Source organism: Manganibacter manganicus (genome assembly GCF_002075885.1).
In the GTDB taxonomy this organism is placed as follows: domain Bacteria; phylum Pseudomonadota; class Alphaproteobacteria; order Rhizobiales; family Rhizobiaceae; genus Mesorhizobium; species Mesorhizobium manganicum.
Genome location: NZ_MDET01000009.1, coordinates 63,374 through 89,003, shown reverse-complemented (window position 1 = coordinate 89,003; position 25,630 = coordinate 63,374). Strand labels below are relative to the sequence as shown.

24 protein-coding genes are annotated in these 25,630 nt (G+C 59.6%); 13 read left to right on the top strand and 11 right to left on the bottom strand.

The genetic code is table 11. The features are described from left to right. Positions 1–2 precede the first annotated feature (2 nt). Positions 3–206, bottom strand: coding sequence for a YdcH family protein (locus tag BFN67_RS07580; protein WP_080919063.1), 204 nt, complete (start codon positions 204–206; stop codon positions 3–5). A 224-nt stretch (positions 207–430) separates the two neighbouring features. Here BFN67_RS07580 and BFN67_RS07575 point away from each other — a divergent pair, with 224 nt between their 5' ends. From BFN67_RS07575 to BFN67_RS07565, 3 genes are all read left to right on the top strand, one after another. Next, positions 431–610, top strand: coding sequence for a YdcH family protein (locus BFN67_RS07575; protein WP_080919024.1), 180 nt, complete (start codon positions 431–433; stop codon positions 608–610). Positions 611–984: 374 nt separating this feature from the next. Beyond that, a complete protein-coding gene (gene ispG, locus BFN67_RS07570) occupies positions 985–2,238 on the top strand; it encodes a flavodoxin-dependent (E)-4-hydroxy-3-methylbut-2-enyl-diphosphate synthase (RefSeq protein ID WP_080919062.1) in 1,254 nt (417 codons plus the stop codon). Positions 2,239–2,326: 88 nt separating this feature from the next. Continuing rightward, positions 2,327–3,136, top strand: a complete 810-nt coding sequence (locus BFN67_RS07565; RefSeq protein WP_139789078.1) for a lytic transglycosylase domain-containing protein — start codon at positions 2,327–2,329, stop codon at positions 3,134–3,136. 2 nt (positions 3,137–3,138) lie between these two features. Here BFN67_RS07565 and BFN67_RS07560 read toward each other — a convergent pair whose 3' ends face one another. Together BFN67_RS07560 and BFN67_RS07555 are read right to left on the bottom strand one after the other, a co-directional pair. Continuing rightward, positions 3,139–5,466: a response regulator gene (locus BFN67_RS07560; protein WP_080919022.1), complete on the bottom strand. Its 2,328-nt coding sequence runs from the start codon at positions 5,464–5,466 to the stop codon at positions 3,139–3,141. Positions 5,467–5,561: 95 nt separating this feature from the next. Then, a complete protein-coding gene (locus tag BFN67_RS07555) occupies positions 5,562–6,467 on the bottom strand; it encodes a polyprenyl synthetase family protein (RefSeq protein WP_425349754.1) in 906 nt (301 codons plus the stop codon). A gap of 163 nt (positions 6,468–6,630) precedes the next feature. On the opposite strand from BFN67_RS07555, the gene BFN67_RS07550 reads away from it, so the two are divergent. Together BFN67_RS07550 and rpmF are read left to right on the top strand one after the other, a co-directional pair. Beyond that, a complete protein-coding gene (locus BFN67_RS07550; RefSeq protein WP_080919061.1) occupies positions 6,631–7,338 on the top strand; it encodes a biosynthetic peptidoglycan transglycosylase in 708 nt (235 codons plus the stop codon). A 148-nt stretch (positions 7,339–7,486) separates the two neighbouring features. Further along, positions 7,487–7,669 (top strand): 50S ribosomal protein L32, encoded by a 183-nt coding sequence (gene rpmF, locus BFN67_RS07545; RefSeq protein WP_080919020.1) that lies wholly within the window; start codon positions 7,487–7,489, stop codon positions 7,667–7,669. 171 nt (positions 7,670–7,840) lie between these two features. Here rpmF and BFN67_RS07540 read toward each other — a convergent pair whose 3' ends face one another. The 3 genes from BFN67_RS07540 to BFN67_RS07530 form a co-directional block, all read right to left on the bottom strand. Continuing rightward, the gene (locus BFN67_RS07540) at positions 7,841–8,143 is read right to left on the bottom strand and encodes an ArsR/SmtB family transcription factor (protein ID WP_080919019.1); all 303 of its coding nucleotides are present in this window, start codon (positions 8,141–8,143) and stop codon (positions 7,841–7,843) included. A gap of 31 nt (positions 8,144–8,174) precedes the next feature. Next, on the bottom strand, positions 8,175–9,422 hold the full coding sequence (locus BFN67_RS07535; protein WP_080919018.1) for an MFS transporter: 1,248 nt from the start codon (positions 9,420–9,422) through the stop codon (positions 8,175–8,177). Between the two features lie 80 nt (positions 9,423–9,502). After that, entirely contained in the window at positions 9,503–9,697 is a 195-nt protein-coding gene (locus tag BFN67_RS07530; protein WP_080919060.1) for a DUF1192 domain-containing protein, read from the bottom strand. Positions 9,698–9,867: 170 nt separating this feature from the next. On the opposite strand from BFN67_RS07530, the gene BFN67_RS07525 reads away from it, so the two are divergent. The 3 genes from BFN67_RS07525 to BFN67_RS07515 all read left to right on the top strand — a co-directional run bounded on the left by BFN67_RS07525 (position 9,868) and on the right by BFN67_RS07515 (position 12,076). Continuing rightward, positions 9,868–10,848, top strand: coding sequence for an NAD(P)H-quinone oxidoreductase (locus BFN67_RS07525; RefSeq protein WP_192856777.1), 981 nt, complete (start codon positions 9,868–9,870; stop codon positions 10,846–10,848). Positions 10,849–11,011: 163 nt separating this feature from the next. Further along, positions 11,012–11,155, top strand: a complete 144-nt coding sequence (locus tag BFN67_RS07520; RefSeq protein WP_080919059.1) for a DUF1127 domain-containing protein — start codon at positions 11,012–11,014, stop codon at positions 11,153–11,155. A gap of 225 nt (positions 11,156–11,380) precedes the next feature. Further along, positions 11,381–12,076 (top strand): DUF1013 domain-containing protein, encoded by a 696-nt coding sequence (locus BFN67_RS07515; protein WP_080919016.1) that lies wholly within the window; start codon positions 11,381–11,383, stop codon positions 12,074–12,076. Positions 12,077–12,139: 63 nt separating this feature from the next. Here the strand turns inward: BFN67_RS07515 and BFN67_RS07510 are convergent, their stop codons facing one another. Together BFN67_RS07510 and torT are read right to left on the bottom strand one after the other, a co-directional pair. Continuing rightward, positions 12,140–12,856: a helix-turn-helix transcriptional regulator gene (locus tag BFN67_RS07510; RefSeq protein WP_080919015.1), complete on the bottom strand. Its 717-nt coding sequence runs from the start codon at positions 12,854–12,856 to the stop codon at positions 12,140–12,142. Positions 12,857–12,944: 88 nt separating this feature from the next. After that, positions 12,945–14,027 (bottom strand): TMAO reductase system periplasmic protein TorT, encoded by a 1,083-nt coding sequence (gene torT, locus BFN67_RS07505; RefSeq protein ID WP_080919014.1) that lies wholly within the window; start codon positions 14,025–14,027, stop codon positions 12,945–12,947. Positions 14,028–14,183: 156 nt separating this feature from the next. On the opposite strand from torT, the gene torS reads away from it, so the two are divergent. After that, positions 14,184–17,132, top strand: coding sequence for a TMAO reductase system sensor histidine kinase/response regulator TorS (gene torS / locus BFN67_RS07500; RefSeq protein ID WP_080919013.1), 2,949 nt, complete (start codon positions 14,184–14,186; stop codon positions 17,130–17,132). A 67-nt stretch (positions 17,133–17,199) separates the two neighbouring features. Here torS and torR read toward each other — a convergent pair whose 3' ends face one another. Beyond that, positions 17,200–17,937, bottom strand: a complete 738-nt coding sequence (gene torR, locus BFN67_RS07495) for a two-component system response regulator TorR (RefSeq protein WP_080919012.1) — start codon at positions 17,935–17,937, stop codon at positions 17,200–17,202. A 178-nt stretch (positions 17,938–18,115) separates the two neighbouring features. Here torR and BFN67_RS07490 point away from each other — a divergent pair, with 178 nt between their 5' ends. The 3 genes from BFN67_RS07490 to BFN67_RS07480 all read left to right on the top strand — a co-directional run bounded on the left by BFN67_RS07490 (position 18,116) and on the right by BFN67_RS07480 (position 22,266). Continuing rightward, positions 18,116–19,060: an ABC transporter substrate-binding protein gene (locus tag BFN67_RS07490; protein ID WP_192856776.1), complete on the top strand. Its 945-nt coding sequence runs from the start codon at positions 18,116–18,118 to the stop codon at positions 19,058–19,060. A gap of 192 nt (positions 19,061–19,252) precedes the next feature. Next, positions 19,253–20,281, top strand: a complete 1,029-nt coding sequence (locus BFN67_RS07485; protein WP_080919010.1) for a quaternary amine ABC transporter ATP-binding protein — start codon at positions 19,253–19,255, stop codon at positions 20,279–20,281. Further along, a complete protein-coding gene (locus tag BFN67_RS07480) occupies positions 20,278–22,266 on the top strand; it encodes an ABC transporter permease (RefSeq protein ID WP_080919009.1) in 1,989 nt (662 codons plus the stop codon). Before BFN67_RS07485 ends, BFN67_RS07480 begins: the two co-directional genes overlap by 4 nt. Before the next feature lie 81 nt (positions 22,267–22,347). On the opposite strand, the gene BFN67_RS07475 is transcribed toward BFN67_RS07480, so the two are convergent. Beyond that, positions 22,348–24,255 (bottom strand): propionyl-CoA synthetase, encoded by a 1,908-nt coding sequence (locus BFN67_RS07475; RefSeq protein ID WP_080919008.1) that lies wholly within the window; start codon positions 24,253–24,255, stop codon positions 22,348–22,350. 123 nt (positions 24,256–24,378) lie between these two features. On the opposite strand from BFN67_RS07475, the gene BFN67_RS24500 reads away from it, so the two are divergent. Further along, entirely contained in the window at positions 24,379–24,540 is a 162-nt protein-coding gene (locus BFN67_RS24500) for a hypothetical protein (protein WP_192856775.1), read from the top strand. 25 nt (positions 24,541–24,565) lie between these two features. Here the strand turns inward: BFN67_RS24500 and BFN67_RS07470 are convergent, their stop codons facing one another. Then, a complete protein-coding gene (locus BFN67_RS07470; RefSeq protein ID WP_080919007.1) occupies positions 24,566–25,591 on the bottom strand; it encodes a class I fructose-bisphosphate aldolase in 1,026 nt (341 codons plus the stop codon). Positions 25,592–25,630: the final 39 nt, after the last annotated feature.

Here is a 25,630-nt window from a genome sequence, read left to right as displayed (position 1 = left end):
CGTCAGGCTATGATATCGGGAATAATACGATCTTCCAGCGCCACCAGCCGGTCCTTTATAAAGAGTTTTTTCTTTTTCATGCGCTGGATCTGTAGCGGATCGCAGCCGGTGGCGATCATCGCGTTGATAGCCGCATCGAAATCGGCATGTTCCTGCCTCAGTCGCGAAAATTCGAGACGTATTTCGGCCTGTTCTTGTTCGGACATTTTTTCCGTCTGCGTGTGTTTCCGCCAGTCTATCCGGAGGAGGTTTCCGGCTGTGCCAGTCGCGAAGCCCATATCACATTTCACATTATCGGGAAATGCATCCACTGCGCATTCGACATCGCATTCTGTTGGTGGCAGACTGTCATATGATCGTCATGGAAGCGGGCCGGCGGCGGCGCACCGGACGGTCATAATCGAGGAAACCATGAAAGGGAGCACCAATCATGTCTCTTGAATCCCATCTTGACGAGTTGCGGAGGAAGCACGGCGATATCGAGCGCGAGATCGTCAGTGCGATGAATCATCCTTCGGTCGACGATCTGGAGATCGTAGACCTCAAGCGGCGCAAGCTGGCCCTCAAGGACGAGATTGAAAAATTGCAGGTGGCCGACACGACCCACTGATCGAACAGTTCATAATTCCCGTCCCCGAGTGATCACTCCGGCGGTAATGAAGGCGATCCTCCATCGCCTCCGCCGGAGATGACGTTCGATCGGGGAGATATTCTTGGTGTAGCGGGCCGTGTCTCCCGCTGACAGGGCGTGATTTTAGTTTTGTTGCGCTGGATTTGCTGGCATCGCCGGCGGCGGCATTGACAAGTCGGGCACTCTCCTGCACCTCATGGCCGACTTTGCGTCTAGTCCTGAAAGCGCCTTTATTAGTTGAGATGTGGCTTGATCTCGGTAAAGGATCGCGCAACGTGAAAAGCAATGAAGTTTCCAGTGTGCCTACGGACGGATGCACGGTGCTTCGGCTGGAACAGAGGCGGCCGGCGGCCATGACCGGATATTTTTCTTCTCCCTTCGCTCGGCGCAAATCGGTCGGCGTCGATGTTGGTGGGGTTATGGTCGGCGGGACAGCACCGGTGGTCATCCAGTCGATGACCAATACCGATACGGCCGACGTAGATGCCACAGTTGCCCAAGTAGCGGCGTTGGCACGTTCCGGTTCAGAGATCGTGCGCATCACGGTCGACCGAGATGAAAGCGCCGCAGCCGTCCCACGCATCCATGAACGCCTGTCACGGCTTGGCGTCCATGTGCCGCTGGTTGGTGATTTCCACTATATCGGCCACAAGCTGCTCGCCGAGCATCCGGCCTGCGCCGAAGCTTTGGCGAAATACCGTATTAATCCCGGCAATGTCGGTTTCAAGGACAAGAAGGACAAGCAATTCGCGGCCATTGTCGAGACAGCGATCCGTTACGGCAAGCCGGTGCGTATCGGTGTCAATTGGGGATCCCTCGACCAGGAACTTCTGACCATGCTGATGGATGAGAATCAGGCACGCGGCTTCCCAATGACGGCCCAGGAAGTCACGCGCGAGGCGATCGTGCAGTCGGCGCTGCTTTCGGCGGATGCGGCGGAGGAGATCGGGCTCGAGCGTGACAGGATCATTCTGTCGGCCAAGGTCAGCGGTGTTCAGGACCTGATTGCAGTCTATACCGCACTTGCCGCGCGCTCGGACCATGCGCTGCATCTCGGTCTTACCGAGGCGGGCATGGGTTCGAAAGGCATTGTGGCCTCCTCGGCGGCTATGGGCATTCTGTTGCAGCAAGGCATCGGCGATACGATCCGCGTCTCGTTGACGCCGGAACCGGGCGGCGATCGTACGCGCGAAGTTCAGGTGGCGCAGGAATTGCTGCAGACGATGGGTTTTCGTCAATTCGTGCCGATTGTAGCAGCCTGTCCCGGTTGTGGGCGCACGACCTCCACCGTCTTCCAGGAACTCGCCCAGTCAATCCAGGAGGATATCCGTAAGAATATGCCGGTGTGGCGCGAGAAATATCCTAGCGTGGAAGTGCTCAAGGTTGCCGTGATGGGCTGCATCGTCAATGGGCCGGGCGAATCCAAGCACGCCGATATCGGCATTTCGTTGCCAGGAACCGGCGAGATGCCAACGGCGCCGGTGTTCATCGACGGGCGCAAGGCGGCGACGCTGCGCGGGCCGACGATTGCCGCCGATTTCGAGAAGATGGTGGCCGACTATATCGAGCGGCGCTTCGGTCAAGGCCAAGCCAAGGCCGCCGAATGAGCCGATGCGAGGCGGCGGCCTGATCCGGCGTCTGGCGAATTGGCATGCGCATACCGCATTCGTTGCCCTTTCCGTGGGCGTTCTTTCGATGACGAGCGGAACGGCCTATGCCGAGCCACCACATCCACCGCCACCCAACCCAATCAATCGCATCTGCGAGTTGATTGGGACCCACGCCGAGCGCAATGGTCTGCCCAAGGCGTTCCTTGCGCGGCTGATCTGGAAGGAAAGCCGATTCGATGCCAATGCCGAAAGCCCTGCGGGAGCACAGGGCATTGCCCAGTTCATGCCTGGAACCGCCAAGCTGCGCGATCTCACCGATCCTTTCGATGTCGAACAAGCTATCCCGGCCTCCGCCGCCTATCTTGGTGCGCTTAAAGCCGAGTACGGCAATCTCGGCCTTGCGGCTGCAGCATATAATGCTGGTGAAAGCCGCGTGTCGCGCTGGCTCTCGTCTGGTGGTTTCCTGCCGCTCGAAACGGAAGAGTACGTGCTCGACATCCTCGGCGAACCAGTCGATGCGTTCGCTGTTCGGGCGCATGTTGTTGCGATCCGGCCGCTGGATTCTAAACTTGGCTTCGAGGCCGCATGTCGCGACTTGCCGGCAATTATGTCCACCACCATCGCCATGGCCACCATTGCGGTGAAACCTTGGGGCGTGCAGGTGGCGGGAAATTTCCGCCGCACGGCCGCGATCCGACAATGGCAGCGCGTGAAGTCGCGCTTCCCAGTGCTGCTCAGCGCGCATGATCCAGTGGTGAGTCGCGTTCGTACGCCAATGGGACGGCGCGGTATTTATGCGGTCCGTATCGGTGTCGACAATCATGCCGGCGCCGAAAAGATATGCGACAAGTTGCGTCGCGTTGGCGGCGCCTGTGTTGTAGTGCGCAACCGGTAGGATCAGGCAGATTTGGCCTTTGCCGCCTCGCCCAGCCAATTGCCGATCTTGGCGCCGAGCCGGTCGGGCGAGATCGGCTTGGGCAGATAGTCGTCCATCCCGGCTTCGAGGCATTTCTCGCGGTCGCTTTTCAGCGCATGCGCCGTGACGCCGATAATCGGAATATGATTGCCTCTTTGTGCTTCTTCGGCCCGGATAGCGCGCGTCGCCTCGTAACCGTTGAGTTCGGGCATCGAAATGTCCATCAGGATCAGCTTCGGGTCCAGACTGCGATACATTTCCAACGCTGTGCGGCCGTTGCCGGCGATGCGATAGCTGAGGGCAAGACCATTGAGGATTTGGGCGAAGACAAGCTGATTGACCTCATTGTCCTCGGCAACCAGTATGTCGATAGGCGTGCCTGCATGGTTGAGAGGTTCGCCATGAGCCGGGGAGGGCGCTTGGCCGCGCCGCGCCGTGAGTTCCGATATCTGAACAGCAGGTGCCGGCTCTCGCACCAGATGCGTGACGCAGCCTTGGCTGCGTGCCTTCTGGATAGCGGAAATAATGGTGCCAAGCAGGATCGATGATCGGGCAGGCTTGGTCAGATGCGCGGCAATGCCGAAATCGAGCATCAGCTTGTTGAAGTCGACCTGATCGACCGAAGTCAGCAGAACCACCGGGATACCGACCAAGCGCCTGTCTGCGGCGATGACTTTGGCGACATCTGCGCCGTTCATGCCCGGCATCTGATAGTCGAGGATGATGCAGTCGACCGAGGCGCCGAGTTGCATCGCGCGATCGAGGAAAGCGAGCCCTACAGTTCCGCTTTCGGCAGCAGCGCAATCGAAACTCCAACTGCGCAATTGTTCGAGCAGAATGTCGCGATTGACTGAATTGTCATCGATGACGAGCACCCGTGCTCCAGTCACATCGCTTGGAACGGCCGTGTTGCCTGACTGTACCTTCTGCACTGGCAGAGGCGCGGTAAACCAGAAGACCGAGCCACGGCCGACTTCGCTTTCGACACCAATCCGGCCGCCCATCAGATCAACGAGGCGGGCAGCGATGGCAAGGCCGAGGCCTGTGCCTTCATGACGGCGGGTGGAAGAGGAATCGACCTGCGCAAATTTTTCGAATACATTTTGCAGCTTGTCGACGGGAATGCCGATGCCGGTATCCTCCACGCTCACCCTGAGATGGGCGACGCCGTCCACGGTCTCGCCGGTGACGTCAATCAGGACATGACCTTTTTCAGTGAATTTGACGGCATTGCCGAGCAGATTGGTGATGATCTGGCGGAAGCGTCCGGCGTCACCGATGACAAAGGCCGGCAAATGCGGATCGACGCGCACGACCAATTCCAGGTTCTTTTCTGCCACGCGCGCCGAAATCAGCGTCGCGACATCCTCGACGGCTTCGGCAAGGCCGAAGGGTGCCGGGTCCAATTTGAGCTGGCCCGCATTGATCTTGGAGAAGTCGAGAATGTCGTTGATTATGGTGAGCAGCGCGTTGCCGGATTTGACGATCACGTCGGTGAAGGTCTTTTGGCGCGGCGTCAACTCGGTTCGGTCCAACAGCTCTGCCATGCCGAGAACGCCGTTCATCGGCGTGCGGATTTCATGGCTCATATTGGCGAGAAATTCGGATTTGGCGCGGTCGGCGGCTTCGGCTCTGGAGAGCGCCTCCGCGACCTCCTCGAAAGCTCGCCGAATCATCCTTTCCATCGGACGGAAAATCCAGATGGCAACTGCGACGAGCACCAGGAAGATCAGCAGGCTCGACCATTTCAGTACGCGATCGCTGGCGGCATCGGCCAGATGGCGCTCGTCGTTCAATGCGGTGCGCGCGCGTGCCAGAAGGGGTTGGGCGAAAAGATCGTTCTGATTGGCGATTTCGCGCCCGCTCCACTCGTCCACCTTGTAGGCAACGGCCATACGTTCGAGATTGCGCACCATATCACGCGCCGACCAGAACAGGTCGCCGCTGATCGAAGCCGAATTCAGTTCGTCGCGTGCACGCTTCGAGAGACGCGGTGCGACGGAAGCGATCAGGCGAGAGAGTTTGCCGATCTTCCTGGTCAGTTTCTGAGCATGTTTACCAGCCGCCGCGGCCAGTTCGTCATGCGTTTCGGGCCGCCATGCCTTTTGGGCCGTTTCCGTGAAATTTGCGGCATTCTGCAAATCATGGGTCAGTTCGACCAAGCCGGCGCCGAGGCCATCGACGTCATGGCGCAAGGTATTGTAGTGGTTGAGCGCAAGCATCGCGATGCCGGATGCCAGCGCGAAGACAAGCAGGCCCGACAGATAGCGGGTCCGGATCGACCGGACAAAAGCGGGATATCCCGGCATGCGCGCCCCCAAACACACGCGTGGTTCGACGGCCGCGATTACGCTTGATGACGATTAAGATTTGGTTCCGGCGCACAATATCGAAGCGGGCGGGTTCAATTCTGCCGAACTGCGACGAAGCTGGCGGCAGCCTTCAACAATGCGGCGCGTGCGCCATAAGGTTCGAGCAGGCTATGTGCCTGGTTGACCAGCCCATGAAGCTGGCTTCTGGCCCAATCCGCGCCGTGCAAGGCCACCAGCGTCGCCTTGCCAGCGGCGGCATCCTTGCCGGTTGCCTTACCCATACGCTCAGGCGATGCCGTCACATCAAGAAGATCGTCGGCGAGTTGGAACGCAAGCCCGATGGCCGAACCGAATTCGGCCAGCCGCTCGCGGTCTGCGGGCGGCGCGGCAGCTAGAATGGCTCCCGCTTCACAGGCAAAGCGGATCAGCGCGCCTGTCTTCATTGCCTGGAGCCGGATGATGCCGGCCTCTTCGGGGCGCCTTTCTTCGGCCTGGATATCGAGCATCTGGCCGCCGACCATGCCGCCGAGCCCGGCAGCGCGGGCAAGGCCTGCAACCAAATCAAGCCGGTTTTGCGGCATGAGGGTGTCTGTCGATCTTCCGGCCAAGAGGTCGAAGGCCAGTGTCAACAGCGCATCGCCGGCGAGAATTGCCGTCGCCTCGTCGAAGGCTCGGTGCACGGTCGGCTGGCCGCGACGGAGATCATCGTCGTCCATCGGCGGCAGATCGTCATGGATCAGCGAGTAGCAGTGGACGCATTCGAGCGCCGCGGCGACGCAGAGAACGATTTGGCGGTCGAGGTTGGGCGCCAGCAGCGCCGCAGCTTCGATGGCGAGAAAGGGACGCAAGCGCTTGCCGCCGTTCAAGGCGCCGTGCCGCATGGCGGCCATGAGGCGTTCAGGCCGGGCGATCTCGCCCGAGCGTGTACGGTCGTCGAGGATGCGCCGAAGCGCGGCCTCCACCTCGGCAGCTCTTGCGGCGAGCACTGCCTCAAACATTATCTGAACATTGTTGGCCATGATGGCGAGCGGTAGCCGACACTCAAACATTGCGCAAGACGCCAAGCCTCTTTATGCCTGGGCCGGGCAGAAGCGCTATTTGAGGCAGGGGTGTGGCCGGGTGGTGGAGCCGACCGTCGAGCACGATACTGAAGGACGGGACATGGCGAGACCGAAACGCCGGGCACGTAGCGGTCCCAGACGCTGGCTTCGCCGCAGCGTGAAGGTGCTTGTCGCACTTGCGCTTATCCCGATCGTGTTGACGTTTCTCTATATTCCATCCTTCGTGCATCCAGTCTCGACTCTGATGTTGAAAGACCTCGCCACGTTCACGTCCTATAAGCGGCAGTGGGTTCCAATTGGAGATGTGGCGCCGGCACTCGTTCATGCAGTGGTCATGTCCGAAGATGGCCAGTTCTGCTTTCATCATGGCGTCGATCTTGGAGAATTGCGTGGCGTTATCGATGACGCGCTGGCCGGTGAGGCGACACGCGGCGCTTCGACAATCACCATGCAGACGACGCGTAATCTATTTCTTTGGCAAAGGCCGTTCGCGGGTCTGCGCAAGCTGATCGAATTACCGCTCTCCGTCTACATCGACGCAGTTATGCCGAAGCGCCGTATCATGGAGATCTACCTCAACATCGCTGAGTGGGGGCCGGGCATCTATGGCATCGAAGCAGCGGCCGAATATCATTTCGGCGTCTCGGCCAAGAACCTGACGCGCCGCCAAGCCACCCTTTTGGCCGTTACGCTGCCTAACCCGTATGAGCGCAACCCGGCGAAACCGGGACGGGGCTTGAAGCGGTTGGCTGCCTTGATCGACCGGCGGGTGTCGCGTTCGGCCGCTTATGTCGGTTGCCTTGATTGAAAAGGGCCTCTGTGGCAAAAAAATTTGCGTCGTGACTGGCCAAACCGGCTCGGGCCGTGTATAGGCACGCCACTTTCTTCTAGAATTAGGCCTTGAAGCGGCCCTTTCACGGGGCGCTGTGGCTTTGATCGACTGAGTGGAGCAGATTATGGCTGTACCGAAACGAAAAACCTCTCCCTCGAAGCGCGGTATGCGCCGCTCTGCTGATGCCATCAAGGCTCCGGCCTATGTCGAGGACAAGAATTCCGGCGAAATGCGCCGTCCGCATCATATCGACTTGAAGACCGGCATGTACCGCGGCCGTCAGGTTCTGGAGCCGAAGGAAGCCTGATAGGCTTTCTTCGCATGCAGTTTTCGTGAAAGGTCGGCCTCGTGCCGGCCTTTTTCGCGTTTCGGGTCAGTTGTTTTGCTTGCGGTAAGTAATCTCAAATGTGACCGGCGGCACGCTCGGGTAGGCGCGGCCTGTTTCGAGATATTTTCCTATAATCATCAATGAATGTTTTTACGGACTGCCTTGCACCTGGTCGCGTTCTTCGGTGGAATCCATCTGCCAGAATTGATCCAGCCAGATATTCAGCTTGAAAAAACCATTGCCGGTGATGGCATAGACGCGGCGGGTGCCGTCGGCCCGTGCTCTCACTAGTCCGGCGTCGAGCAAGACCTTGAGGTGCTGGGAAACGGCGGGACGTGATATTGGAAGACCGGCGGCGAGATCGTTCACCGTTCTGGGGCCACGCCGCAATTCCTCAAGAAGATAGCGTCGGTTCGGGTCGGCGATCGCCATGAACGCATCGTAAAGCACCATGCCTCAGTTGTGCGGCAAAGGCGCGTAAAGCTCAATCCTCGGTTTCGTCTTTTTGCCGTGGGTCGAGTGTCAGCGACTGTGGCGTGATCGAGCGTTCGGCCGGTAGCGTCTTGAACGCATCGCGATCCTCGATCGGCACTGGTGCACGTTGGCGTATGCGAAGCAGCGTATAGCCAGCGAGTGCGAGATGCGCGATGGCAGTGGCTAGAAACAGGCTTTCCGGACGTAACCAACCCATCAAGGCGGCGGCCAACATTGGCCCGATCATGGTGCCGAATCCATAGAGCAACAGCAAGCCGCCCGAGACCTTGACAAATTCCTCGGCGGGGGCGTGGTCATTGGCATGGGCAACGGCGATCGAATAGAGCGTGTAGGCAAAAGCGCCGTAAGCTGCCGTGAGCACCAGAACCGGAGCACCGGAATGCGGCTTGAACAGAAAGATGGCGAGCCCGAACAAGGCGGCGCCGATACCTGCGGCGGCCAGCACATAGCGGCGGTCGGTGCGGTCGGAAATGCGACCTGCGGGCATTTGCATAGCGGCACCAGCGATAACGACAAGGCTCATCATCAGTGCAATCTGGGCCGTTGAAATGCCGATGCGAGCGCCGTAAACGGCTCCCAGCGTGCCCCACGCGCCGTTGGCAATGCCGATGAGCACGCAGCCGACAGCCGAGACCGGGGAATTGGAATAGAGCCCTTTGAGGTCTAACTCGACGTTTTGCAGTGGCTGGGGCGTGGATTGTGTCGATACGGCGGTTGGGATCAGTGATAGGCAGAAAAAAATACCGGTGATCATGAATAGTGAGGCGGAGCCTACGTCGCCCCCCGCCACGATCATCTGGCCGCCCATGATCGAGGCGTAGGTTACCATCATATAGAGGCCGAATACCGTGCCTCGGTTTTCGTTAGTGGCTTTTTCGTTCAACCAGCTTTCTATGATCATGAAAGCGCCGGCCATGACAAAGCCAGTGCAGGCACGCAATACAATCCAGGCATACTCATCGATGATGAGACCGGTGAGCAGGGCGATGATGGCGCCGGCGGACGCGAATGTGCCGAAGGCGCGGACATGGCCAGCGCGGCGCACGATCCTCGGCGCCAGTAGGCACCCGGCGACAAAACCCATAGCCCAGGCCGTGCCCATGAGGCCGAGCGCCGTGGTGGAAAAACCTTCGAACTGACCGCGCAATGGCAGCAACAGCCCATGCAAACCAGATGCCGCAAGCAAGAACGCCGTGCCGCGCAAGAGGGAGAGGATCGGTCTGTAGGTGGCAAACATTCAGGTCGGTCCAGCTGCGAATCAATGGCACCTGACAAAAGCAGGTTTAGGACTTTTCGGCGGCGCTGATCGCGACAAAATCATAGGCTGCGAAATAAGGCTTCGGCAGCGGATCGGGTCGAGCCTTTGGCCTCCAGTTCGGTTTCCAAGCGGACGATTTCGGCGCGTAACAATTCGATGCGTGTCGAAAGCTCTCCAATGGAAAGAAGCGATAAATCCTGTCCGATTTCATGTGGCTGGGGTTTCTTTTTCGGTTCGTCGTCGAAGAGCGCCATCTGTTCTCCTCCGGCAGGCTTCGTTACCGCCATCTATGCGGTTTGCCTGAACGGGCAATGAGCATAGAAAGGAGAGAATACATCGGCCATAGGCTGGAGCAAGCCAAGGTGAACGGCAATCTAAGCGAGATGGGCGGATTATGGTAAGACAGAATTCGATACCGGAGAAGATGACGGCGGTAGCCATTTCGATGCCGGGAGGCCCGATGGTGCTGAAGCCAGAAAAGCGCGACGTGCCGCAGCCGGGTTCGGGCGAAATTCTCGTCAGGGTGCATGCCGCGGGAGTCAACCGGCCGGACGTGATGCAGCGCAAAGGTATCTACCCGCCGCCGCCGGGCGCGTCGGACCTGCCCGGCCTCGAAGTTGCAGGTGAGGTTGCCGCCCTCGGCGAAGGTGCGGCGCGTTGGGGTATCGGCGACCGGGTTTGCGCGCTGACGGCGGGCGGCGGCTATGCTGAATATGTCACCGTGCATGCCAGCAATGCTCTGCCGTTGCCTGCCGGTTTTACCGATACGGAGGCAGCAGCGCTGCCGGAAACCTATTTCACCGTCTGGCACAATGTTTTCGAGCGCGGCGCGCTCAAGCCGGGCGAGACGCTTCTGGTCCATGGCGGCTCGTCGGGTATCGGCACGACAGCGATCCAGCTTGCTGTGGCCTTCGGGGCGACGGCGATTGCTACGGCCGGCTCCAGCGAGAAATGCCAGTTGTGTGTGAAACTTGGCGCCAGTCGCGCCATAAACTACCGCGAAGAGGATTTCGTCGCGGTGGTGAAGGAGGCGACAGGCGGCAAGGGCGCCAATGTCATCCTTGATATGGTGGGAGGTGATTATGTTTCGCGCAATTACAACGCGGCAGCGGTGGACGGCCGCATCGTGCAGATCGCCACGCAGGGTGGGGCCATCGCGAGCGCCGATCTCGTCAAACTGATGACCAAGCGGCTGGTTCATACCGGTTCGACGCTGAGGCCGCGCTCGATCGAATTCAAGGGCGCCCTTGCCATAGCCCTGGAGGCCCAGGTGTGGCCCCTGTTGGCAACACGCAAGGTCGCTCCGGTGATGGATATGATCTTTCCGCTCAATGATGCCTGGCGGGCGCATGAACGCATGGAGGAAGGCGACCATACAGGCAAGATCGTCCTCGATGTCAGCTAGCGACGCTACTGCGGGAAGTTCCTGAAAACATTTATTTTCTCTTCATGGTGCGATGCAGCAAATGCAATACGGGTATGCAAAAGCGTCTGTTCTAGATTGGAGCGGGAATGCCTATTTGAGGGGCATCGAATTCAACGCAAGATCGCACCGAATGGAGAGCAAGATGAATCTGATCCGCAGCTATAGGAATTGGCGCCGTTACACCGAGACCGTTCGCGAACTGAACCGTCTCAATGCCCGCGAACTCGACGATCTCGGCATCAATCGCACCGACATCGCCAGGGTTGCCCGCGCCGCTTCGTACTAAGCGGCTCTACATTCAAGTAGAGCCGATGCCTGGCGCGTTGCGAAGTGCGCCGCCGGCTCCGAACCCCGCTGAACCTTGTTCGGCGGGGTTTGTTTTTGTCCGCGCTGTTTTCTTCCCGGTTGCGATCATGTCGCGGAACCGTTATATACCGCCTCGATTTCCCTTATTTGGTGGCTCTGAACCACCGCCCGCGCGGGAACGCGGGCGAACGAGAAGGATTTATCGATGGCCAATACGCTCCTGATGCCCAAGGCGACCGCTGTTTGGCTGGTTGACAATACGGCCTTGTCCTTCGAACAGATCGCGCACTTTTGTTCGCTGCATCCGCTCGAAGTGAAGGCCATCGCCGATGGGGAGTCCGCACAAGGCATCAAGGGTCTCGATCCGGTCATCACTGGTCAACTCAGCCGCGACGAGATCGCCAAAGGCGAGACGGATGGCAATTACCGCCTGAAGCTTTCCGAGCCAAAGGTGCGGGTGCCGGAATCCAAGCGCAAGGGGCCACGCTACACGCCGCTTTCAAAGCGGCAAGATCGGCCAAATGCCATCTTGTGGCTGGTGCGTAACCACGCAGAGCTCAAGGATGCGCAGATTTCGCGCCTCGTCGGCACGACCAAATCGACAATCGAGCAGATTCGCGAACGCACCCATTGGAATTCAGCCAATCTGGTGCCAATGGATCCGGTAACGCTCGGCCTGTGCTCGCAGATCGACCTCGATCTCGAAGTGCAGCGTGCTTCGCGCGGCCGCGATCAGGCACAGCCGACGGGCGATACGCTTCTGCCCGCTTCGCTGACGGAACGGCTGGAGCCGCAAAATGGAAAACCTGCCAAGGAGGACAGCGACGAACTCGACGCGGCCGCCGTCTTTGCCAAGCTTTCTGCGCTGAAGTCGAAGGATGGTGACGATAACGAAGAATAGCAGCCGCTTTCCTTAGAGATTCGTCCTGGTCAAGGAATCCATGACGCCTTAGCCAGCGGTCGGTCAGGCACCTCTTGCTGTCGGTCCCATCTCATAGGATTCACTTCGCTCTACCACCCGGTAGAAATCGGCAAGTTGTTTGCCGCGCTCCGGCTTGAATACGCGGCCGGCGGTCGCCACCGAATTGATGCGGTCGATGCGGAAGGCGCGAAAATCGTCCCGCATCTCGCACCAGGCAACCAGCGTCCATACCTTACCCCAGAACCACAGGCCGAGTGGCCGTATGTCGCGCCCGGTCTCCCGGCCGTTCTCGTCGCTGTAGCCAATGGTCAGAACCTGCCGCTTTTCGGTGGCACGCTCGATCACATCGATTGTCCCTCGGTCCGTATCGCTGACCACCCACATCGGAGCATGGATTTCAGTGCGTGCGATTCGCGCCTTTTCGGGTTCAGGGAGGACGGCGCCTATCTTGACCAGTGCCTCGTCGGCGGCCCGTGCCATGGTGGCGCCGCCAAATGCGCGCACCATACGCGCTCCGGCAACGAGTGCAACGATTTCGTCTCGTGTAAACATCAGAGGCGGAAGGTCAAACCCCTCTCTCATCATGTAACCCACGCCAGCCTCGCCATCGATGGGGACCCCTGTCGATTGCAGGTCGGCAATATCGCGATAGATCGTGCGCTCAGAGACCTCGAGCCAGGTGCCGAGTTTCTGAGCCGTAACCAGCCGGCCACCACGCAAATGCTGCACGATCTGAAAAAGCCTGTCGGCACGTCTCATATCTGGTCCTTTCGCCCCCGCTAAGGAACCTCTGCTATCCTATGACATGATCCTCCTGACACCATAATGTCAGGAGGATGTGGAGTATCTATTTCACCTCGAATGTTGGCTTGAACCAGGCGGGGGCCAGCGTGTTGTCGAGGTCGAGCGACAAGACGTTGGTTTTGTTGACAACCTTGATCTGAGGTCCGATATGCCTGTACCGCAATGTGCCTTCTATGGCCCGGATGGCCTGGTCTATGGCTATACGCCCTTGCAGTGGCGGTGAATCTGTCGGGGCGGCAAGCACCTTGTCTCGAAATATCTCGCGGAACGTGCCGTGGGTAAAATAATCGGCAAGGATTTTTATTCTTTGCTCTTTGCCTTGGGCACGAAGAAGGCTGACTGCGGCGTCGGCCGTTGGCGCGCTGCCAACGATGTAATCGATGTCCGGTTGTGTCGCGAGCACGTCCTCGACGAGCAGAAGCTGAATTTCCATTCCCGTGTCGCCCCACTTGACGGCGGCAATTTTTGCCGAGCTGTTCTTGAGGCCTTGCTGGAAGCCCGCTTCGATAAACGGAACCCACCCGGCACCTTTCGGGCCGGGAAACCATGCAATCTTGACGGGTTTCGAGCCGGGTGGATGAAGATTTGCAAGATAACTGCCGATGGACCGGCCCATCTCCTCCCATGAGACGGCGGCTTTTGCGGTTATACCGGTGCTGTCGATGTCGTTGACCGCAGCAATCACCGGGATGCGCCGTGCTATCTCCTGGATTGTCGGCGTCAGCCCGTTGTAAGAAACCGTTCCGACGATCAGTGCGTCGGCGTTCGTGCTACAGGCCTTTATCTGCTCGATCTGTTTGTCGAGATTGGGATAGCCGCCGGCCTCGACGACGGTCAGGCCGACGCCCGCGGCCTTCGCCTGCTCCACCATGCCGTAATTGACACTCACCCAATAGGAGTCCTTCAGATGTGGGTAGGACGCACAAATCTTCCAATGGTGGGCGGCATTGGCCACCGGTTGATAGTCGATTGCCGTGGACGGATGCGAATAGTCGAATGGCGGCTGCCAGGCCTCGAGCCGCCATGTGCCGGGCCTGTCCTCGGCGTGACCGGCCGAAATCGCCATGGCAAGGCCCGCCGCGGCAGCCGCGCTCCTGCAAATATGGCGGACTGTTGCGGTTCCCATGCGCCGGAGACTAGAGCATCGGACCGAAAAGTGGAATCCGGTTTTCGGATCATTCCGATGTGCCATCATGGAATAAGAGGGCCCTTATGCGCGCAATTGAATGCACGACGCTCTGGATGGCTTACCTCGATCCTGCAAACCATGGTTATATGAGCGATGTTTCGTAGGCTCGGCATTGGCGGAAGGCTGTTTCTCGCTTTCCTTTGCATAACTGGCTTGTCGCTGTCGTCCGGCGTTGCAAGCTGGTTGATCCTGCGCCATATCGCGGCGGCCCAAGCTGTGGTTAACACCAAGGCGCTGCCGGCCATTGCGGAAACCCAACATATTGCCGAGCTTAGTGCCAGACTGGTTGCAGCGGCTCCGGCTCTCGCCGCCGTGCGCTCGCCTGCCGAATTGTCGGCGGAGCAGGCCGAGTTGTCTCGCCTGTCTCGGGAGATGGTTGAGTCTCTCGATCATCTGAAAAAATTCGACACCGACAAGCAGCTTGTCGAGGCGTTTGCCAGCTCGGTCGAGAAAATGCTGGCCAATCTGAAGAACAACTATGGCCTCGTGCGCCGGCGGCTGGAGCAGGAGGCCGCCTATCGCCGCAGCGCAGAAAAAGCGACCGATGCTGCACAGTCGATATTGCTGCTGTCGGAAACGCTGATCTCGAATGCATCGGCGGGTGCATCGGCGGTCACTGCGAGCCTTTATGGGTTGATCACCGATCCCGCCCGGCGGGAAGATGCTTACAGCGCGATCGACCGGCTGATCGAACATGACATTTTCCTGATGGAGCGGATGTACGAGTTGCGCCACCGCAGTGCCCAGATCAGCCTGCTGGTCAACCGTCTGGACCGCGCCCAGTCGTTGAAGGAAGTCAGCGAGATCAGCGCCATTTTCCAGGATCACATGACGGTCATAAGGCGGCGTATCCTGGGCATCGACGATCCGGTGCGGCGTAAGCAGGCGCTTGCGTTCTTCAACACGATGGAAACAGCGGTTGGCGACACGCCCGTCGCCGGTTCGCTGTTTGGACGCCGGCAGCACGTCATCGATCTCATCGATCGGCTGGACAAGATGACCGAAGCCAACCGGGAGCTTTCGGCAAAACAGAATAAAATTGCCGGGAATATCCTCGACCGCTCCGGGACCTTCGCGCGAACGACAGCCAAGCGCGCCGACAATGCCGTCCGGATCGGCATTGTCGTACTGATCCTGACGCTTGTTTGCGCTCTTCTGGTGTCGGGTACCATCGTCTGGCTCTATGTCGAGAGGAACCTCGTTCGCCGTCTCGGCACCATGGCGCGTGCCGTACAGCGGCTGACAGCCGGCGATCTCCGTGTCGAAGTCTCCGAAGATGGCGACGATGAGTTGCGCACCATGGCGGTTGCGGTGAACCGGTTTCGGGATGAATCGCGACGGCGGCTCGATCTGGAGCAGGAGCGCGAACGCATGATGGTCGAACTCGGGCGGCATCGCGAAGAGTTGCAGCAACTGGTCGAAGAACAGACGGAGGAAATCAGGCACGTCAATACGCGCCTTAGGCAGGAGGCACAGGATCATGCGCAGGCGCGTGAGGAGGCCGAACAGGCAAGCCGGGCAAAATCCGCCTTCCTGGCGACGATGAGCCACGAAATCCGCACGCCCATGACCGGGATGCTTGGCATGATACGCCTTTTGGGCGAAACGAGGCTCAACGCCGGGCAGCGCAAGCATCTTTCTGTGGCCACCAGCTCGGGCGAGGTGCTTTTGAGCATCCTCAATTCGATCCTCGACTATTCCAGGATCGAGTCTGGCAAGGTGGTCCTGGATCAGGAGGAGGTCGATGTGCGGGCGCTGGTCGAAGGTGTCGTTGCCTTCATGCAGCCGGCCGCCGTCGAGAAGGGACTCGATATCATTCTCGATATCGATCCGAAACTGGCGCCATGGTTCTGCGTCGACGCGACCAAGCTTCGGCAGATATTGTTCAACCTGATCGGCAACGCGATCAAATTCACCGAACGTGGCGAAGTGCGTGTCGAGGTTACGGCTCACCGGGTCGCCAAAGGGTCGCAGCATGTCCGCTTCAGCGTTTGCGACAGTGGCATCGGCGTGTTGCCGGAACATCAGCAACATATCTTCCAGCCATTCACGCAAACAGATGCTTCGATCACTCGACGTTTTGGCGGCACCGGGCTGGGCCTTGCCATCAGCAGCGAACTTGCGCGACTGATGGACGCCGAAATAAAAGTCTCGTCCACTCCCGGCGTGGGCAGCACCTTTACCTTCACTCTGAAGTTGAAAACGGCCGACCGGCCGCTGCGGACGCAAAAGCAGAAGGCACGCCTTGCCCAATCCGACCGCCGCCTCGATATTCTCATGGTTGAAGACGACGACACCACGCGGCTGGTGGCTGAAACCCTGCTGTCGAAAGCCGGGCATCGGGTGCGGGCGGTCAGCGATGGCTATGAGGCGGTGGAGGCGGTTGCCGACTTCAAGCCCGATGTTCTCGTCATGGATATCAGCCTCCCCGGCATTGACGGGCTGGAAACCATGCGCCGCGTGAGAACGGCTCTGGCGCGGCCGGACCTGCCGGTTGTCGCAATGTCGGCCCATGTTTTCAGCACCGAGATAGAGCGTTATCTCGGCTCGGGCATGGATGTCTTCGTTGCCAAGCCTCTTATCGGCGAGCAATTGCTCGATGCGCTCGATTCCCTCTCGTTACCGCATGCCGCCCGCTCGGCTATCCAACCGGCCGCCCACTCCGACACCTTGATGCCATTCGACGAAACCGCTGGCAGGGCCGACATGCAAACGCTTGGCATAGCGGGACTGGAACGCCTTGCGGCGATCGCGCGGACCAGTCTGCCGGAGCGTTTTCAATCGATGCACGTCGCACTTCTGGCGGAAGACAGGCAGACACTTCGCGACCTGGCGCACGCGACGAAAAGTTCAGCAGGCTCGCTTGGGTTCCCGCGCTTGCTCGCGGCCGCTACGGCACTGGAAGCCAAAGCCGACGTCAATCCCGTCGAGCATTTGTACACCGGCATTGCCGAGTGCAAAGCGGCATTCGAAGCCGGCCTTTTGCGCCTGGACGCTCTGCTCGCGCGCGAACGGAGCGCCAAACCCGCCGCAGCGGAATAGCATCGGACCGAAAAGCGGCATCCGATTTTCGGGCTATTCCGATCCTCCATCAAAATGCCGGCGGGGCTTAGCTTGATTTCGGGGCGGCGTCGCCTGCAGCTTCGCTCCGGGGAACGAAGAAATAGCCTTCGCCATGTGCCGTCAGGATGATGCGGGGCGCGCGTGGGTTGTCTTTGAGTTTCTGCCTCAGCCGTCTCACCAGCACATCGACGGTGCGATCGTGCGTGTCCCATTCCCGTCGCGAAATTTCGTGCAGCAGGCGCTCGCGCGTCAGGACCCGGCCCGGATTGGCGGTAAACGCGGCCAGCATCTTCAACTCCGCGCCGGTCAATTCGACGAATGTCCCGTCGGCGTCCTGCAGCGTGCGCCCAAGCACATCCAGCGTCCAGCCATGGAAATGGCGCACCGAGACGTTGCCGGTGTACTGGCGGCCCCGTCCGACGCGGCGCAAAAGTCCCTTGACGCGGGCGAGCAATTCCCGTTGCTCGAAGGGCTTGGTGACATAATCGTCGGCGCCGATTTCCAGCCCGACGATGCGATCGACGGCGTCCGAGCGCCCGGTGACCAGTATGATGCCGGCGTCCGAGCGTTCCCGCTGTTCGCGGGTGAGCCTCAGTCCGTCTTCGCCGGGCAGGTTGATGTCGATCATGAACAGGTCGGCGGGTTGGCGCGCGACAATGCTGCGCATTTCTTCGCCATCGCCGGCTTCGCTGACCTTGTAGCCCTCGGCAAGAAAATAGCCGGCCAGCTTTGCCCGCGTGACCGGATCGTCCTCCACGATCACGATGTGATGCTGGAGCCTCATGGTATTTTCCTCCCGAGACTGCGTTAACATATTTTCACATTTCTGACCATGACTTTTACATATCGACCGACACCCGTTTACGTCTCGCCGCTATCCTCACAGGACTGAGCAGAAATCCAAAATGCCGATAGAAGCATCTTTCCGCTCTCAGGGAACCATAAGGTCAAGAGGAGAAGACATGCGCAATCTAACCAAAACCGTTAGCGTGGCCGCCATCCTGGCATTCGCGGCAAGCACGGCCTTTGCTGAAGATTCCACCGATACCATCAAGATCCCGATCCACAACTGGTCCAGTCAGATCGTCGGCGCACATATCGTAGGCAAACTCCTCGAAAAGACGGGCGCGACGGTCGAATACGTCTCTTCCGACAGCCAGGTCGTTTACACGGCCATGTGCGAAGGCGACATCCATCTCGAAAACGAGGTCTGGGAGGGTGCTTTCGGCGTTGCTTTCGAAAAGGTGGTGAAAGAGGGCTGCGTGCTCGATGCCGGCACCCACGATGCCAAGACCCGCGAAGAGTGGTGGTATCCGAAATATGTCGAGGAGATCTGCCCCGGCCTGCCGTCATGGGAAGCGTTGAACGCATGCGCGGATAAATTCGCTGTTGCCGAGACCGCGCCGAAGGGCCGTTTCCTTGGCGGGCCGGTGGACTGGCTCAAGCACGATGCGGAGCGTGTTAAGGCATTTAATTTGAACTTCGACGTGGTGAACGCCGGTTCGGCTGCGGCACTGTGGGCGGAGCTGGCCTCGGCTGAAAAGCGCAAGGAGCCTATCGTCCTGTTCAACTGGACGCCGAATTTCATCGAGGCCCTTTATGAAGGCAGCTTCGTCGAGTTCCCGGACTACGATCCGAAGTGCAAGGACGATCCATCATGGGGAACGAACAAGGACCTCCCCTATGATTGCGGCAACCCCAAGGGCGGCTATCTGAAAATAGGCGTCTGGAAGGAATTTCCGAACAAGTGGCCGAAGGCTTATGCGGTGCTGCAGAAGGTCAACTTTACCAACATGGACGTCGCCGTCCAGGCCAAGCTGACCGATATCGACGGTATGGAGCCGGAACAGGCTGCCGACAAATGGCTGGCCGATAACGAGTCGAAATGGAAGGCGTGGATGGAATAGGGCGCCTGTCGCCCCTTCTTTTCAGGACACGATGTTTCCGGAAAGCGTCAGGCTTTCCGGAAACAGGTTCCACGAAGCTCCAGGCCTGGGCCTGAGACGCCACGCATCGTTTGCGTGCTCCATCCTGGCCCGTTTCGATACCGCCCGCCATTCTTGATGCCGGTCCATTTCGGAACGGCAAAGGGGAGATCCATGAACGAACCCAAGATCGCATGCCGGAATCTCTGGAAGCTCTATGGCGCAGACCCGTCCGGCTTCCTGACGCAACATGACGGCCGCCCCTCGATCGAAGCCATTCGCAAAGACGGCTACATTCCCGCCGTGCGCGACGTTTCCTTCGACGTGATGCCCGGCGAAATCCTGGTGGTCATGGGGCTTTCGGGTTCGGGAAAATCGACCCTGTTACGCTGCCTTGCCCGGCTGATCGAGCCCACCGCTGGGAAAGTGATGTTCGAGACCCACGATATGCTGGCGGCGTCCGAGCGCGAACTGATCGAATTGCGCCGGCACAAAATGGGCATGGTGTTTCAGAATTTTGCGCTGCTGCCGCATCGTACCGTCCTCGACAACGTTGCCTTTCCGCTTCAGGTCCAGGGCGTCGGCCGACGCGAACGCGAGGGGCGGGCTCGCGAGGTCATCGAACTGGTCGGCTTGAAGGGCCGCGAGGACTATTATCCGCGCGAGCTTTCGGGCGGCCAGCAGCAGCGCGTCGGCATTGCCCGTTCGCTGGCCGTTGGCCCCGATTTGTGGTTTCTGGACGAGCCATTCTCGGCGCTCGATCCGCTGATCCGCAGGGAAATGCAGGACGAATTCCTGCGCCTGCAAAAGATGCTCAACAAGACGATCGTCTTCATCACGCACGACTTCGATGAAGCCATTCGCGTTGCCGACCGCATCGCCATCATGAAAGACGGGGCAATCGAGCAACTCGGCACGGCGGAAGAACTGGTGACGCGACCGGCGACGCCTTACGTCGCCAAATTTACCGAGAACATCCCGCGGGATCGGCTCCTGTCGGTAAAGAGCGTGCTGACGCCGGCGGGTTCGCGCAAGCCGGCAGCGAATTCGATCCATGTCGATACCATGCTGACGGCTGTGGCGCGCCGCATCATGACGGACGACGCGTCCATAGATGTCGTCGATAGTGCGGGCGTACTGGTGGGGACGCTGGATCGAGCGACCTATATCGATGTCCTGTACGGGCAGGAGCCGTTGCAGTGAGCGCGGTGGCGCTGGAGAAGTCGGCGAGCGCCGACAAGGCGACATGGCTCGGTAGCACGACCGTGCCGATGCTGATTGTCCTCACGTTTCTGATCCTGTTCTTTTCCGCGCCGCTTCTGCCCGCCTGGATGATCCAGGTGCCCCAGCAATGGGCCGTCCCGTTCATCGACTGGACAAATGCGCTGATCGATCATTTGCGCAACGACATGATGTTCGGGCTTTTCACGTTCCGCGACATGACGCGGTCAGTGGCCGAACTCATCACCTGGCCCCTGGCGCTCGTCGAGGGTCTTCTTGTTGCCGGCTTCCCCGATATCAACCTGCCGGCCATGCCGTGGCTGATGACTGTCGGCCTCGCCGGCATTCTGGGCTGGTCCCTGCGCGATTGGAAACTGGGTGCGCTCGCGGCCGGTGGCGTCGCCTATATGGCGATCTTCGGCAAGTGGGAATTGTCGATGGTGACGCTGGCGGCGGTTTTGGTTGCCGCGCCGGTGGCCAGCGCCATCGGCTTCTTCACCGGCGTGCTCGCCGTCAAGAAGCCATGGTTCGAAGCTGCCATCGTACCGCTTCTCAACGTGCTGCAATCCCTGCCGCATTTTTCCTACCTCATTCCGATCGCGGTTTTTATCGGCGTCGGCCACAAGGCTGGTGTCATTGCCACGATCATCTTTGCCATTCCGCCCATGGCGCGGTTGACCATACTGGGCTTGAAGAGCGTTCCCGACGAAATCCGCGAGGCTGGCAGCATGGCCGGTTGCACCCGGCTTCAGATGTTCTGGATGGTTGATGTGCCAGCCGCGCGCCAACCACTGCTGGTGGGCGTCAACCAGGTCATCATGCAGTGCCTGGCCATGGTCGTCATTGCCGCGTTCGTCGGCGCGCGCGGGCTTGGGCACGACCTGCTGTTCAGGCTGCAGTCGCTCAAGATCGGCGAGGCGCTGGAGAGCGGCGTCGCGATCGTCATGATGGCGATCGTGCTCGACCAATTGAGCCGGGCAGCAACGGAAAAGCAACCCAGCCACGTCGAGGTGACCGACTCCTGGTTGAAGCGGTTTCCGTTCCTCTCCGCGTCGATCGCCGTTGTCGTGGGCTCCATTGTCCTTTCGACGATCACCTCATACGCCAGCGTGTGGCCTAAGGAACTCACCTTGAGCACCGCGCCGTTCTGGGACGGGCTGGTCGACTGGATTACGTTCTACTTCTATGATCCGCTGCAATATTTCCGCGACGCCATGCTGCTCTATGTGCTGATCCCCGTGCGCGACGTGTTCCAGATGGTGCCATGGACGGCATTGCTGACGCTTGTCGCCATGACGGGCTGGGTGCTTGGCGGCCTGCGTCTGGCGGCCATCGTCTCCGGCTTTGTACTGTTCATCGCGTTCGCCGGTTTCTGGGAACGGTCGCTGATCACTGCCTATATGGTTGCGGTTTCGGTCACTGCCTGCGTATTGATCGGCCTGCCGGTCGGCGTATGGGCGTCCAAGACGGAGCGTCGGGCGGCGATGGCCAAGCTGTGGTGTGATACGTTCCAGACCTTCCCATCGTTCATTTACCTGATCCCGGTGATCATGCTGTTCAAGGTGGGGGATGTGGCCGCCATTTCCGCCATCATCATCTACGCGATGATCCCGATTGTGCGTTATACCGTTTTCGGCCTTCGCAACGTGCCCAAGCACATTGTGGAAGCCGGGGTGATGTCGGGTTGCACGCGGCGGCAATTGCTGTGGAATATCCGCATGCCGCTGGCGTTCCCGGAAATCATGCTCGGCATCAACCAGACCATCATGTTCGCATTGTTCATGGTCATCATCGCAGCCTTCATCGGCACAAAGGACCTCGGCCAGGAGATCTTCCGGGCACTGACCTTCAACGATGCGGGCAAGGGCCTCGTTCTCGGCCTGTGCGTAGCCTTCATGGGTTTGACGGCCGACAAACTGATAACCGCCTGGTCGACGGCGCAGAAAAAGAAGCTGGGCCTGGTGTAAGGCAGGCTTAGCCGAGATGTCGCGGTACGTCTGGAATGCGAGGCACGCTCCTGGCCGTTGAAGCTCGGCCTTTCGGACCCTTTAGCCGGCGAGGCCGCGTACTTTCAATGCGGTGGTTATTTCATCCAGTATGGCCGGATCGTCGATGGTGGCAGGCATCGTCCAGTCTTCCAAGTCGGCAATTTTCTGGATGGTGCCGCGCAGGATCTTGCCGGAGCGCGTTTTGGGCAGTCGCTTAATGATGATCACCGATTTGAAGGCGGCGACCGGGCCTATACGTTCGCGTACGAGGCCGATCGCCTCACGTTCGATGTCCGCCGCTTCGCGCGATGCGCCGGCGTTGAGTACGACGAGGCCGAGCGGAATCTGGCCTTTCAACTGATCGGCGATACCGATGACGGCGCATTCGGCGACGTCCGGGTGCTCGGCCAGCACCTCTTCCATGGCGCCCGTCGAAAGCCGGTGGCCGGCGACATTGATGATATCGTCGGTACGCGCCATGACGAACAGATAGCCGTCATCATCTAACAGGCCGGCGTCTGCCGTCTTGTAGAAGCCGGGGAACTCATCGAGATAGGCTTGGTGGAACCTTTTATCGGCATTCCAAAGTGTCGGCAGGCAGCCGGGTGGAAGCGGCAGCTTCAGCACCACATTGCCAAGCGTACCGTTCGGCACTTCGTGGCCGGCGTCGTTCAGGATACGAATGTCATAGCCCGGCATCGGTATGCCGGGTGACCCGTACTTGACTGGCAGCATACCGAGACCGACCGGATTCTGGGTGATTGGTGCGCCGGTCTCCGTCTGCCACCAATGGTCGATCACTGGCACGGATAGCATGCGCTCAGCCCATTTGATGGTTTCGGGATCAGCGCGTTCGCCGGCAAGGAACAGGGTACGGAACTTCGATAGATCATATTTAGGAATGAATGTCCCTTGCGGATCCTGGCCCTTGATGGCGCGGAAAGCAGTCGGTGCGGTGAACAGGGCGGCGACGCCATGGTCGGCGATGACGCGCCAGAATGTGCCGGCATCCGGCGTGCCGACAGGCTTGCCTTCGAACATTACCGTTGTGCAACCATGCAACAGCGGTGCATAGACGATATAGGAATGTCCGACGACCCAGCCGACGTCGGAAGCCGCCCAGAACACTTCGCCCGGTTCGATGCCGAATTCGTGGTCCATCGACCATTTCAGCATGACCATATGGCCACCATGGTCGCGCACCACGCCTTTGGGCTGGCCGGTGGTCCCGGAAGTATAGAGCACGTAGAGCGGGTCGGTGGCGGCGACCGGCACACAATCGACATTGGCGCCGGCGGCAGTCTCGCGGGCGACCGCATCGGCATAGTCTATATCGCGTCCTGCGACCAGTTCACAGCGAAGCTCGTCGCGCTGGGCGATGATGCAGTGGTCAGGCTCATGGCGGGCAAGTTGAATGGCTTCATCGAGCAACGGCTTGTAGGCGATGATGCGTCCGGGCTCCAGGCCGCAAGAGGCTGTAATGATCAGTTTCGGCCGGGCGTCATCGATACGGGTGGCCAATTCACGGGCGGCGAACCCCCCGAACACAACCGAATGGATTGCGCCGAGCCGTGCACAGGCCAGCATGGCGAAAGTGGCTTCTGCGATCATCGGCATGTAGATGATGACGCGATCGCCCTTGGCGATGCCGTGGTTCCTGAGTACGGAAGCGAGCGCGACCACTTCCCGCTTCAACTCGGCATAGGTGAATTTGCGTACCGTGCCGGCAATCGCGCTGTCATGTATCAGCGCAAGCTGATTGCCATGCCCATTTTGAACATGGCGATCGACGGCATTGTAGCAGGTATTGCAGAGCGCACCGGGAAACCAGCGGCCATAGACGCCGGCGTCTGGATCGAACACCCGGTCGAAGGGGCGATCCCAGTCGATGGCCTTTGCCGCTTCGGCCCAGAAGGCTTCCGGATCGTGCTTCCAGGCTGCGTAAACCTCCTGATACCGCGAAGCCATCGTCTGATCCTCTCATGCTATTCCAAGTTAGCGTCGTTTTAACGGCGTGGAAGGCCATCCGTCTATCTAACTAAGGGTGGAGGCGACTTTGACACCGCCTCGTGATGCTGCTCAAAGGCGGGCATGACCAAGCTTTTCGCTCTGCTCATCGTAGCCATGATGGTGATCCAGTTGATCAAACCGCTGGGCCTGCCCGGCTTGCGTCAAAGACGCGACTTCTGGAAACTGGCCGTGGCGGCACTGGCCGCCATCTCGGTGACGGCCGTGCTGGGACACTGGAGTTAAGCACACCGCGCTCCAGCATACGTCTTCAGGCTGCTTTTTCCAGGTTCGGCTGCCATTGGCCGAGCGCCGCCAGATGGTTCATATGGGCGCGATGTGCGAAGGCAGCCTGTGCGGCAGGGACATTTTCGGATTTGCCCGCCCAGGCCAGTTGCGGCGCGTGCTGCAACGCCCGGCCATAGGAGAAGGTCAGCTTCCAGGGATGCGGGCCGATGGCGTTGATGGCATTGAGATTGGCCGTCGCTTCCTCGTCGCTTTGACCGCCGGACAGAAAGGCAATGCCGGGTACTGCGGCCGGAACAGACTCGCGAAACAGTTTGATGGTTTTTTCCGCGATTTCTTCTGGGCTGCTGTGCTTGCCTGCTTTCTTGCCAGCGATAACCATGTTGGGCTTGAGAATCGTGCCTTCCAGCCTCACCTTCATGGCGTAGAGTTCGAGATAAAGCTTGGTCAGTGCTGCTTTTGAGATCTCGTAACAGGTATCGATGTCATGCGCTCCGTCCATCAAGACTTCCGGCTCTACGATCGGCACGATGCCCGCCTCCTGGCACAGTGCCGCATAGCGGGCGAGCGCATGGGCGTTTGAGCCAATGGTGACTGCCGACGGCACGCTTTTTGCGACATCGATGGCAATCACCGCTCGCCATTTGGCGAAACGGGCACCCATTTCGTAATACTCGGTCAGGCGTTCGCGCAAGCCATCCAGCCCCTCGGTCACCGTATCGCCGGGAAAGCCCGCCAGCGGCTTGGCGCCCTTGTCCACCTTGATGCCGGGGATGGCACCATTGGCCTTGATGATATCGATCAACGGTGTCCCATCTGCAGCCTTCTGCCGGATCGTTTCGTCGTAAAGGATGACGCTGGAAATGTATTTTCTCATCGCGTCGGCCGAGCGGAACAGCATCTCGCGATAGTCGCGACGGCTGTCCGCCGTCGATCCCACACCAATGGCGTCAAAGCGCTTCTTGATCGTGCCGGTACTCTCGTCGGCTGCCAGAAACCCTTTGCCGCCAGCTACCATAGCTGCGGCTATATCCTCGAGGCGTTCGCTCATATCGTGATGCTCCCTGCTTAATCGACGGATGATAAGGAC